At 61.5% G+C, this 11,495-nt stretch carries 12 protein-coding genes; 8 read left to right on the plus strand and 4 right to left on the minus strand.

Features of this window, described 5'->3' with window-relative positions:
- Window positions 1-143: 143 nt before the first annotated feature.
- Window positions 144-932 carry an AraC family transcriptional regulator gene (locus tag AACW30_RS21980; protein WP_200625759.1) on the minus strand — a complete coding sequence of 263 codons (789 nt, stop codon included), beginning with the start codon at window positions 930-932 and terminating at the stop codon, window positions 144-146.
- 85 nt (window positions 933-1,017) lie between these two features.
- Here AACW30_RS21980 and AACW30_RS21985 point away from each other — a divergent pair, with 85 nt between their 5' ends.
- The 6 genes from AACW30_RS21985 to AACW30_RS22010 all read left to right on the plus strand — a co-directional run bounded on the left by AACW30_RS21985 (window position 1,018) and on the right by AACW30_RS22010 (window position 5,882).
- Window positions 1,018-2,016 (plus strand): bile acid:sodium symporter family protein, encoded by a 999-nt coding sequence (locus AACW30_RS21985; RefSeq protein ID WP_200625760.1) that lies wholly within the window; start codon window positions 1,018-1,020, stop codon window positions 2,014-2,016.
- Between the two features lie 86 nt (window positions 2,017-2,102).
- Window positions 2,103-2,465 (plus strand): type 1 fimbrial protein, encoded by a 363-nt coding sequence (locus AACW30_RS21990; RefSeq protein ID WP_119735809.1) that lies wholly within the window; start codon window positions 2,103-2,105, stop codon window positions 2,463-2,465.
- A gap of 111 nt (window positions 2,466-2,576) precedes the next feature.
- Complete coding sequence (locus AACW30_RS21995; RefSeq protein WP_106580643.1) at window positions 2,577-3,764, plus strand: sugar transporter; 1,188 nt, start codon at window positions 2,577-2,579, stop codon at window positions 3,762-3,764.
- Between the two features lie 44 nt (window positions 3,765-3,808).
- Complete coding sequence (locus tag AACW30_RS22000) at window positions 3,809-4,369, plus strand: hypothetical protein (protein ID WP_200625761.1); 561 nt, start codon at window positions 3,809-3,811, stop codon at window positions 4,367-4,369.
- A gap of 377 nt (window positions 4,370-4,746) precedes the next feature.
- Entirely contained in the window at window positions 4,747-5,433 is a 687-nt protein-coding gene (aqpZ, locus tag AACW30_RS22005; RefSeq protein WP_169366384.1) for an aquaporin Z, read from the plus strand.
- Between the two features lie 89 nt (window positions 5,434-5,522).
- A complete protein-coding gene (locus AACW30_RS22010) occupies window positions 5,523-5,882 on the plus strand; it encodes a lysozyme inhibitor LprI family protein (protein ID WP_164487921.1) in 360 nt (119 codons plus the stop codon).
- Between the two features lie 77 nt (window positions 5,883-5,959).
- Here the strand turns inward: AACW30_RS22010 and tal are convergent, their stop codons facing one another.
- From tal to AACW30_RS22025, 3 genes are all read right to left on the minus strand, one after another.
- Window positions 5,960-6,883, minus strand: a complete 924-nt coding sequence (tal, locus tag AACW30_RS22015; RefSeq protein ID WP_106580647.1) for a transaldolase — start codon at window positions 6,881-6,883, stop codon at window positions 5,960-5,962.
- 102 nt (window positions 6,884-6,985) lie between these two features.
- Window positions 6,986-7,285, minus strand: a complete 300-nt coding sequence (locus AACW30_RS22020; RefSeq protein WP_124417057.1) for a YciI family protein — start codon at window positions 7,283-7,285, stop codon at window positions 6,986-6,988.
- Window positions 7,286-7,359: 74 nt separating this feature from the next.
- A complete protein-coding gene (locus AACW30_RS22025; RefSeq protein WP_119735799.1) occupies window positions 7,360-8,304 on the minus strand; it encodes an aliphatic sulfonate ABC transporter substrate-binding protein in 945 nt (314 codons plus the stop codon).
- Between the two features lie 245 nt (window positions 8,305-8,549).
- Here AACW30_RS22025 and AACW30_RS22030 point away from each other — a divergent pair, with 245 nt between their 5' ends.
- Both AACW30_RS22030 and AACW30_RS22035 read left to right on the plus strand, forming a co-directional pair.
- On the plus strand, window positions 8,550-9,488 hold the full coding sequence (locus AACW30_RS22030) for an aliphatic sulfonate ABC transporter substrate-binding protein (RefSeq protein WP_200625762.1): 939 nt from the start codon (window positions 8,550-8,552) through the stop codon (window positions 9,486-9,488).
- On the plus strand, window positions 9,485-10,810 hold the full coding sequence (locus AACW30_RS22035) for an LLM class flavin-dependent oxidoreductase (protein ID WP_200625763.1): 1,326 nt from the start codon (window positions 9,485-9,487) through the stop codon (window positions 10,808-10,810). Before AACW30_RS22030 ends, AACW30_RS22035 begins: the two co-directional genes overlap by 4 nt.
- Window positions 10,811-11,495: the final 685 nt, after the last annotated feature.

Genomic DNA, 11,495 nt, shown 5'->3' on the forward strand with positions numbered 1-11,495 from the left:
CGAGCCTAAGCGAGGTGCCGAGTGGTGGGGCAAGAGCCCTTTGGTTACTTTGGGGCTTTTCCAAAGTGACCCGCCGTAAGGGCGGAACCCATACCCGCCATCACCCAAACAACGGATATGTACTCAATAACCCCCCCAAAACATCACCGAAAAAACTCCCCCGGTGTCGCATCAAACTGCTGCCGAAACGCCGCAATAAACGCTGATGTCGACTCATACCCACACCCCAGCGCCACATCCGTAACCCGCTCCCCCTGCTCAAGGGCAGGCAACGCACTCAGCAGCCGCAACCGCTGACGCCAAGCCCGAAACGTCAGCCCGGTATCACTCAAAAACAACCGACTCAACGTCTTCTCACTCACCCCCAGCCTGCGCGCCCAGTCCCCCAAGGTCGTCTGCTGCTCCGGATGCAGATTCAAACTGCGATAAACCTGACGCAACCGCGGGTCCAGGGGCAAGGGCAGCATCAAATCCACCTGCGGCGCAGCGGCCAACTGGTCGAGCACCACTTGGGCCAGGCGCCCATCCGGCCCGTCTTCGGCATATTCCACCGGCAACTCACTGAAACTACGGATCAACTCGCGCAACAAACTGCTCACCTCCAACACCTGACAACGCTCGGCCGCCCAGGCGGTGACACTGCAATCGAGGTACAGGCTGCGCATTTCCGTGTGCGGCGAACTGAACACCCGGTGCGGCACGCCCGCCGGGATCCACACCGCGCGCTGGGGCGGGGCGACGAAGCGGCCGGCGCTGGTCTGGATCTCCAACACCCCGCAAATCGCGTAGGACAACTGCACCCACGGGTGGCTGTGCCGGCGGGTCAGCGCGCGATTGGGCAGCGACTCCGTGCGCCCATACACGGGCCGCGGCAGGCTGGAAAGCCCGGGAACACTGCGGCGGACGGTCTTGTCATGTCCTTTAGGCGGCATTTACTGGCTCATTGGCGTTAGTCGGTAACAAGCCGTTACGTTAGAGTCGCAGCGATGCTCTTGGCAACCCCTGGAAGATTTGCTTATGACCCGCCCGCGTTTTCTGCCTGACAACTTCACCCTGACCCTGATTGCTACGGTGATTCTCGCTTCCCTGCTGCCCGCCAGCGGCCAGACCGCTGTGGCCTTTGGCTGGGTGACCAACCTGGCGATCGCGCTGCTGTTTTTTCTGCACGGCGCCAAGCTGTCGCGCCAGGCCATCGTCGCCGGTGCCGGGCACTGGCGCCTGCACCTGCTGGTGTTCAGCCTGACCTTTGTGCTGTTCCCCTTGCTGGGCCTGGCGCTCAAGCCGGTGCTGTCGCCGCTGATCGGCAAAGACCTGTACATGGGCATGCTCTACCTGTGCGCCTTGCCGGCCACGGTGCAATCGGCGATTGCCTTTACGTCGCTTGCGCGCGGCAACATCCCGGCGGCGATCTGCAGTGCGGCGGCCTCCAGCCTGTTCGGCATTTTCCTCACGCCGCTGCTGGTGACGCTGCTGCTCAACGTGCACGGCGACGCGGGCTCTACCGTCGACGCGATCCTGAAAATCAGCGTGCAATTGCTGTTGCCGTTTATCGCCGGGCAAATCGCTCGTCGCTGGATCGGCGATTGGGTTGGCCGGAATAAATCCTGGCTGAAGTTCGTCGATCAGGGCTCGATCCTGCTGGTGGTTTACGGCGCGTTCAGCGAAGCGGTCAACGAAGGCATCTGGCACAAGATCCCAGTGTGGGAGTTGGGCGGCCTGGTGGTGGCGTGCTGTGTGTTGCTGGCCCTGGTACTGGTGGCGTCCACCGTGCTGGGCAAGGCCTTTGGCTTCAACCAGGAAGACCGCATCACCATCTTGTTCTGCGGCTCGAAGAAAAGCCTCGCCACTGGCGTGCCGATGGCGCAAGTGCTGTTCGCCGGCGCGACCATGGGCGTGTTGATCCTGCCGCTGATGCTGTTTCACCAGATCCAGTTGATGGTGTGCGCGGCGCTGGCGCAACGCTACGCCAAGCGGCCGGAAAGCATCCCCGAGATGATGGGGCAGGTGGATCCGTGATCTAGATCACACCCTTGGCCGAATCACCTCAAGTTAACGCCCGGCCAGACGACTTCCTTGGTGAGAGCCCAATAAGGAGTGTCGGCATGAGCGTTAAAGGTATTTCGGTGTTTGCAGGGCTCTTTTGCCTATGGGCCAGTACCTGTGGTGCGGCGCAGACTGTAGGGCAGGGCACTATCCAGTTCACCGGCGCAATCGTCGAGCCAGGGTGTGCGACAAATGCGCGCAGCGGTGCGGTGATGGAGTTGACCGGCTGCGCCCCTTCCAACCGCGGCAGCCGCTTCGAAGTGCGCAGTCTGGCGCCGGTGGCCAGCGTCGATGCGGCCCGGGTGAAGCTGGTTGCCGACAGTGGCGCCGGGCGTTATTACGACCAGCGCTACCTGCTGGTAGACAGCGCCGGCACGCCGATTGTGTCGGGCAACTACGTGATCACCATGACCTCGCCCTGAACCTCAGAGCGACGATGCGCGTCAACAGCGCGGCGAGAAACCTATAGAATGCTCGGCGGCGGCGCTGTTCTGCGTGGCCGTTGGATCACCGTCAGAGTACCTCGCCCGCCAATGAGCATTTCAGCCGCAACCCCCCAAGCCAACTGGCAACCGGTCATCGCCCTTGCTTTGGCCGCGTTTGTGTTCAATACCACCGAATTCGTCCCCGTCGGACTGCTCAGCGCCATCGGCGCCAGCTTCGACATGCCCATCGCCAGCGTCGGCCTGATGCTCACTATCTATGCCTGGATCGTGTCGCTGACGTCGCTGCCGGTGATGCTGCTCACACGTAACGTCGAACGGCGCAAGTTGCTGATCGTGTTGTTCGGCTTGTTTATCGCCAGCCATATTCTCTCCAGCGTTGCCACCAGCTTCGGCTTGCTGATGGTCAGCCGCATCGGCATCGCCTTGTCCCACGCGTTGTTCTGGTCGATCACCGCCTCCCTGGCCGTGCGCCTGGCGCCGCAGGGCAAGCAGGTGCAAGCCCTCGGCCTGTTGGCCACCGGCACGTCACTGGCGATGGTCCTGGGCATTCCGCTGGGTCGCCTGCTCGGCGAAGCCATGGGCTGGCGCACCACGTTTCTGGTGATCGCCGCTTTTGCCGCGGCCCTGGTGTTCTGGCTGGCGCGCACCTTGCCGCTGCTGCCGAGCCAGAACTCCGGCTCGTTGCGCAGCCTGCCGATGCTGTTCAAGCGCCCGGCATTGGTGGCGCTGTACGTGCTCACCGCCATGGTGGTGACGGCGCAATTCACCGCCTACAGCTACATCGAACCCTTCGTCGAAGGCGTCGCCGGCCTGAGCGGCAACGTGGTCACGCTGTTCCTGCTGGTGTTCGGCGGCGCGGGCATCATCGGCTCGCTGCTGTTCAGCCTGGTGCACCGTTTCAACCCGCACCTGTTCGTGGTCAGTGCGGTGTTCCTGCTCGCGGCATGCCTGGCGCTGATGCTGCCCTTGAGCGGCGCCGAGTCCTACCTCGTCGGCCTGAGTGTGTTCTGGGGCATGGCGATCATGGGCTTTGGCCTGGCCATGCAATCCAAAGTGCTGGTGCTGGCACCCGACGCCACCGACGTGGCCATGGCGATGTTCTCCGGCATCTACAACATTGGCATCGGCGGCGGCGCCCTGATGGGCAGTTGGGTTGGCAGCCACTTCGGCTTCGCCTGGATCGGCGCGGCGGGCGGGTTGCTCGCGGCAGTGGCGCTGATCGGCTACTGCCTGGCGATTCACCGGTATGGGCAGGGCGTGGCGCGTAGCAGCTGATGCGTTGGTCACTGATGACTTGAAACAATCAAAGGATTGAACCCGTGAGACACCTCGTCGTTTTAGGTTTTCTGTGTTTACTCAGTGGTTGCGTCACCAACCAACTGCATTTTGCTCCGTACTCCACCGAGGCGGAGCTCGCCGCGATAAGAGCGCGTGTGATCCAGGCTGATGTTGTGCACGTTTCCGGCGGGGAGCGGTGCACACGTTGCTCGGAGTCGAGCAAGGTTGTGTGGCATGCGGCCAATTACAACGTCGGGCTCTATGAAGGCTTCGCCAACGTGCCGGTCGACGACTGGACCGAATTCACCCGGCAGTCGATAGGCGCGGTCCCGGGTTCGGCGCTGAAAACCGACGTTGAAATCGACCGAGTCTTTGTTAAAACCTTTAACTCACCAGACTATTACGCGTGTGAAGTCAGGCTCTCAGTGGACATCGGCGGCGCTCGTTACGCGGGCCGCGCGCGTCTCAAGCTCAAGCAATCGGGGCAGAGCCTGGTAGGCCAGAACGCTGCCACGCTTAATTCCGAGGTGCTCGGCACGGTGAGTCTGGGATTGAAAGCGGCCTATATGGATGCCGTGGATCAGTATAAAAACGTGCATTGATCCGTCGACACGGCGGGTAGCGACCCGGTGGCTCTGGGACGCAGAAAGAAATGAAGGGTGGGTGAGACCACAGAAGACCACCGCAAGTTGCCCATACGCGTGGCGTGGAATAACACCCTGCTGGTGGAGAACATCATGGAAGGCTGGCTGCCATAGAAAGACCCTCGTTGACCTGTCAGGGCGCGGCCCTGGAAGCATTTTTTTGCTGAGCAGCCGACGGGCAAAACGCTGCACATTCGATAAAACCAGACAATCCTTACAGGGCGTTTTGACGCCCATTGCTACCGTCGCCCCGGGCCTGCCACATCCCGTGGTGACGGCGATTGCCACGACCTTGAACAACAGGGCGTAGCACTTGGAATGCAAGGGAGTCGATTGTGCAAAAACGTTTGACCGCAGAGTTTCTAGGTACCTTCTGGCTGACGTTCGGCGGCTGTGGCAGCGCCATTCTGGCGGCGGCCTTTCCGGAACTGGGCATTGGTTTTGTTGGCGTTTCGCTGGCGTTTGGTCTCACCGTGCTGACGATGGCCTACGCGGTGGGCGGTATCTCTGGCGGGCACTTCAACCCGGCGGTGACCATCGGTTTATGGGTGGGGCGCCGTGTTCGCAGCGTTGATGTGCTGCCTTACATTGCGGTGCAGGTGTTCGGCGCGATGCTTGCCGCTGCGGCCTTGTACGAAATTGCCAGCGGGCAGCCGGATTTTGCGGTCGGCGGGTTTGCCGCCAACGGTTACGGTGCGCTCAGCCCAGGCAAGTTCGATATGCTTGCCGCCTTGCTGGCCGAAGTGATCGCCACGTTTTTCTTCGTTCTGATCATCATGCGCGTGACGGCGGCGGGTGCGGCGGCGGGCTTTGCGCCCATCGCCATCGGCCTGGCGCTGACCTTGATTCACCTGGTCCTGATCCCCGTCACCAACACCTCGGTCAACCCGGCCCGCAGCACCGGCCCGGCGCTGTTTGCCGGCGGCGAATACCTGTCGCAGCTCTGGCTGTTCTGGCTGGCACCGATCGTCGGCGCAATACTCGGTGCACTGACCGCTCGCGCGCTGGGTGAACGCGACTGAAGGGTGCTCGGTGTCGAAGAACTTTTTGGTCGGCGGCGGGCCTATCTATAACGCCGCCGTTTGCCCATTTTCTTCGGAGCCCATCGCCGATGTCACGTTCATTGCTCAAACCCGCACTCTTCACCGGTATTTGCACCCTGATGCTCAGCCTTTCAAGCCAGGCCGCCAGCTTTGATTGCGCCAAGGCCAAGGCCGCTGACGAAATTGCCATCTGCGCCAACCGCAGCCTGAATGACCAGGACGTCACGATGGCGTTGCTCTACGACCTGAACAAGCACTTCATGGCCATGGGCGGGCGCGGCTCATTGATGGACGGGCAGGCGGACTGGCTCAAGCAGCGGCGCGCGTGTGGCGCGCGGCTGAGCTGCCTGAGTGATGCCTACACCCAACGGATTGGCATGTTGCGCGGGTTTATTGATGAGCGGGTGATGACGAAGGGGCCGTTCTGAATCACGTCGAACACACAGCCTTTGAATGACTGCTGTGGCGAGGGCGCAGGCTCTCGCCACAGCAATCGGGCGTCCTGTTACAACGCCGCCAGCACCGCCTCCAACTTCTCCTGATCGCGCGCGAACTGCCGAATACCCTCGGCGAGTTTTTCCGTTGCCATCGCATCTTCATTCGACGCCCAGCGGAACTGCGCTTCGGTCAATTGCTGACGCACTTCACCTTCAGCGCCCGGCACCAATTTGCGCTCCAGCGTACCGTTGTCTTCGTCGAGTTTGTGCAGCAAGTCGGGGCTGATGGTCAGGCGGTCACAACCTGCCAGTTGCTCGATCTGGCTGAGCGTGCGGAAGCTTGCGCCCATGACCACGGTCGGGATGGCGTTGGCCTTGTAGTAGTTGTAGATACGGGTGACCGATTGCACGCCCGGGTCTTCGGCGCCGGTGTAATCCAGGCCCGTGCTTTTGCGGTACCAGTCGTAGATACGGCCTACGAATGGCGAGATCAAAAACACCCCGGCGTCAGCGCACGCCACGGCCTGGGCGAAGGAGAACAGCAGCGTGAGGTTGGTCTGGATGCCGGCTTTTTCCAGGCGTTCGGCAGTGCGGATGCCTTCCCAGGTGGACGCCAGCTTGATCAGCACGCGCTCGCGGCCGATGCCGGCCTGGTCGTACAGGGCGATCAACTGGTTGGCCTTGGCCCACAGTGCGTCTTCGTCAAAGGACAACCGCGCGTCGACTTCAGTCGAGATGCGCCCGGGAATGACCTTGAGAATGCCCGCACCGACCGACACGGCGAAATGATCGCAGGCCAAGCCGACGTCGCCCTTGGACAGGTTCACGGCAGTGCGCAGCAGCTCGGCGTATTCCGGGATGGCGGCGGCTTTAAGCAGTAACGACGGGTTGGTGGTGGCGTCGACCGGACGCAGGCGGCTGATGGCTTCCAGGTCGCCGGTGTCGCAGACCACGGTGGTGAATTGCTTGAGTTGTTCGAGCTTGGACGTCATGAGCGGCGGTCTCCAGGAAGTGGGATGTGGCGCAGCGCTGGGCGGCACGGGACACCCGTTGTACCACTTCCCGGGCGGCTTGTTTACCCGCGCGCCACGCCTTTACGCCTCTGGGAAGCCGACTTTCTGTGGCCAGCGGTTCTGGAAAACCTGCACATCCAGTTGTTTGAACAACCCTCCATGCGTAAACGGCTCGGCCGCCAGCCACGCCCGCACATGGGCTTCATCGTCAAAGTCGACCACCATCAGCGAACCCACGGGTTCGCCTTGGGCGCCGAGCAACGGCCCGGCAAACGCAATGCGTTCGGCAACCGTTGCCAGGTAGTCGCGATGGCTGGGCAGCAGCGCGGCGCGCTGCTCGGTCACGTTAGGTAGGTAGAGTGCATGGATGGCGAAAATCATGCGCGATGACCTGATCAGCAAAAGAGGAGAAGCCCTTTATGCGGCAACCCGTGGGGGTTGCCAAATGAAACTTTTCACGGCTGCCAGGTCTGCACATCCTGGGCATCCACCGCCTTGGGCAACAAGCCAGCCTTGAAGAAGGCATCGGCGATCTTTTGCTGCTCACCCAACTGTTCGACCGTGACCGGTTGCACCTCGTAACTGCGATGCGCGTTGGCGGCTTCCACCGTGGCCACATCCAGGTTGCCCCACAGTGGGCCGAGTACTTTCGCCGCGTCCTGTGGGTTGGTTTTTACCCATTGACCGGCTTTTTCCAACTGCTCATACACACGTTTCAAGACCTCGGGATGCGCCTTGGCGTAAGGCGTGCCGGTCAGGTAATAGCGCTTGTAACTGGCAAGGCCTGCGCCGTCGGCCAGGGTGCGGGTCGGCAGTTGACGCTGCACGCTGGTGAGGAACGGTTCCCAGGTGACCCAGGCGTCAACCTTGTTGTTCTCGAAGGCCGCGCGACCATCGGCCGGCGACAGATAGGCTGGCTCGATATCCGAGAACGCCAAGCCGGCTTTGGCCAGTGCGGCGATGAGCAAATAGTGAGTGCCGGCGGCCTTGGTCACCGCGATTTTCTTGCCTTTCAAATCGGCCAACTGCTGGATCGGCGAGTCCTTGCGCACCACGATGGCCTGGGCTGAAGGCGAGGGCGCTTCCTGGGCGAAGTAGGTGAGTTTGGCCTGGGCGGCCTGAGCGAAGATCGGCACGGTGTCGGCCACGTCGGCGCTGATGTCCACGTTGCCCACGTTCAATGCTTCGAGCAGCGGCAGGCCGCTGGGGAATTCATGCCAGCTCACGTCGATGTGGTCGGCCTTGAGGGCTTTTTCAAGCGTGCCCTGGGTTTTCAGCAGGGTGATCAGGGTCGAGGATTTCTGGTAACCGATGCGCACGGTTTCCTGAGCCTCGGCGCTCACCGCAACGCAAAAGGCCAGCAGCCCGAGGACAACGGCGAGGGGACGACGAATAGACATGACGCGCTCGATCTTCAGCGAAATAAGACCAAGCTTAAAGTTCTAAAAAGCATTCGATAAATACTCTTTCGGTCTGAGCTTAGGGCGCTTTTAAAGCGTTCCGACGAATTGGGCATAACCATAGAATTATAGGGTTCTTTCATAATTAGCCGTCCTTAATATAATCGAGTTTGCTTGTTTGCCAGGCTTTATGGGGTCTTTTGGCATAAGCAGCTTCCTTCAACTCACCTATGCCAAGGCCTTCCATGACGTTGAAACAACTGATCCTCGCCGCCAGCCTGCTGTTTGCTGCAGCGGCGGCCCACGCCGAGCAGACCCTGGACATCAGCTACCAGCGCTCGTCGACGCTGTGGATCCTGCTCAAGCAAAATGGCCAGCTCGAACAGCGCCTCAAGCCCTTGGGTTTCACCGTCAACTGGCATGAATTCAGCACCGGCCTGCTCAGTTCCTTGAACGCCGGCAGCGTCGATTTGCACGCAGACGTGGCTGACGCCTTTGCGCTGTTCACCCAGGCTGCCGATGCGCCGCTGACGTATTACGCCCAGGAAAACTCATTGCCCGGCGCCCAGGCGATCATCGTCCAGGACGCATCCCCGATCCACAGCATCGCCGACCTCAAGGGCAAGACCGTGGCCGTGTCCAAGGGCTCTGGCAGCAACTTTCTGCTGATCTCGGCGCTGCACAAAGCCGGCCTGACGCTGGCCGATATCACCCCGCGTTACCTTGAGGCGCCCGACGGTGGCGCTGCATTTTCAAATGGCAGCGTGGATGCCTGGGTGATCTGGGACCCGTTCTTCGCCACCCAGCAGCTTGAACATCACGTGCGTGTGATCGCCGATGGCAACGACGGCCTGGCGAACTACAACCGCTTCTACCTGGCGACCACACAATTTGCCAACGCGCACCCGGATGTGCTGCAAGTCACCTTCGATACCCTGCGCGAGACCGGCCAATGGGTCAAAGCCCATCCCAGGCAAGCCGCTGACATCCTTGGGCCGCTGTGGGGCAACATCCCACCGGCCACGGTGGAGCGCGCCAATAGCCGGCGCAGCTACGACATCATCCCGGTCAAGCTGCAAAACCTTGCCGAACAGCAACGCATCGCCGACACCTACTATGGCGCCAAGCTGATTCCCAAGCCGCTGAACGTCTCCGATATCACCGTGTGGACCCCCAAACCATGAGCCGCCAGATCCATTTGTCAGCCTTCCTCCTGAGTGGGCCGGTGGTGCACAGCCACGCCGTGTGGCGTCACCCCGAAACGCTCGGCAATTACCTCGACCCCGACTATTACTCGCGCATCGCCAAGGTGGTGGAGGAGGGCCTGTTCGACTTCCTGTTCTTCGCCGACCGCCTGGCCGTGGGCGACCAGATGGGCGGCTCGCGCGAGTTTGCCTTGCGCTACGGCGCCCAGGACGCCACGCGCCTGGACCCGCTGCCGATTCTCTCCTACCTGATAGGCCAGACCCGCAAGCTGGGCCTGGGCGCGACGCGCTCGACCACCTATTACGAACCGGCACACATCGCGCGCGAATTTGCCACCCTCGACCACCTGTCCAAGGGCCGCGCGGCGTGGAATATCGTCACGTCGATGAATGACAGCGAAGGGCGCCTGTTCGGCAAGAACAGGCACCTGGAACACGACCTGCGCTACGACCGCGCCGATGAGTTTGTCGAAGTCGCATTGAAGCTCTGGAACAGTTGGGGCAAGGACGCCCTCAAGCTGGACCGCGAACATGGCGTGCTCGCCGACCCGGCCTTGATCACGTCGGTGCAGCATCAGGGCGAGTGGTTCAAGGTCGAAGGCCCGCTGAATATCCCGCGCACGCCCCAGGGCCGTCCGGTATTGATTCAGGCCGGTTCGTCCGGGCGCGGACGGCGGTTTGGCGCGCGCTGGGCCGAGGCGATTTTCACCATTCACCCGCATTTGAACGCGATGCGCGCCTTTCGCGATGACGTGCGTGCCCAAGTGGTGCAGCAAGGGCGCGACGCCGACAGCTGCAAGGTGTTGACCGCGGTGATGCCATTTATTGGCGGCAGCGAGGCCGAAGCCCGTGCCAAGCGCGATCGGCACAACGCCCTGGCACGCCCTGAGCTGGGGCTGGTGACACTTGCTTCGCAGCTCAATGTGGACCTGTCGCCGTTCCCGCTGACGGCCACCCTGGCCGAGGTTGCCCGGTCGCCACTGATCCCTGCCGCTGCAGCGGAAAAGCTGTTGATGCAAGGGCCTGAAATCACCCTGGAACAACTCGGCCGCATTTTCGCCAGCAGCGTACGCGTGCCGCAACTGGTGGGCACTGGCGCGCAGATCGCCGACCAGTTGGCGGAGCTGTTCGAGCAAGGCGGATGCGACGGGTTTGTGATCTCACCGGGCTATCTGCCGGGTTCGTTCACTGAGTTTGTCGAGAGCGTGATTCCGCACTTGCAGCGCAAGGGGTTGTTTCGTACCGCCTATGCAGGCTCGACGCTGCGCGAGCACCTGGGGCTGGCTGATCTGACGACCTGACACCGCCTCGATGTGGCGAGCGGCGCTGTCGTGGCGAGCGGGATTGTGTTCAGTGACCGGCCGGCCAAGGTTCAGACTCAATTGACGATTGATCGGCCGTATCCTCGGCATCGGGATGATGCGTATCTGGTGGGGTTGCGGCGGGAGATATTCGGGTTGCTGGGGTTGGGCGGGCTGTCAGATCGAAGTCAAAAGCAAGATCAAAAGCAGAACACGGCGGCCTAGTAGCCGACCTGAGTGGTAGCAGCAAAAAAGCACAGCAACACACTTCTATCTGATGCACAGAGATCCAAATGTGGGAGCGGGCTTGCTCGCGAAGGCGGTGGTTCAGTCAACTCATGTGTCACAGACCCACCGCCTTCGCGAGCAAGCCCGCTCCCACAAGTTGACCGAGTTCAGCCTCCACCACTGCACTGCTTTGCTTTTCTGTGGGAGCTGGCTTGCCTGCGATGCAGACACCTCGGTGTATCAGGCATAACCAGTAGATGCCATCGCAGGCAAGCCAGCTCCCACCTTTGACCGAGTGCAAACGACACCCATCTATCTGATTCACAGAAATCCAAATGTGGGAGCGGGCTTGCTCGCGAATGCGGTGGGTCAGTCAACTCATGTGTCACAGACCCACCCCCTTCGCGAGCAAGCCCGCTCCCACAAGTTGACCGAGTTCAGAATCCACCACTGCACT

The sequence above is a fragment of the Pseudomonas sp. MF6747 genome (assembly GCF_963890955.1).
Classification (GTDB): domain Bacteria; phylum Pseudomonadota; class Gammaproteobacteria; order Pseudomonadales; family Pseudomonadaceae; genus Aquipseudomonas.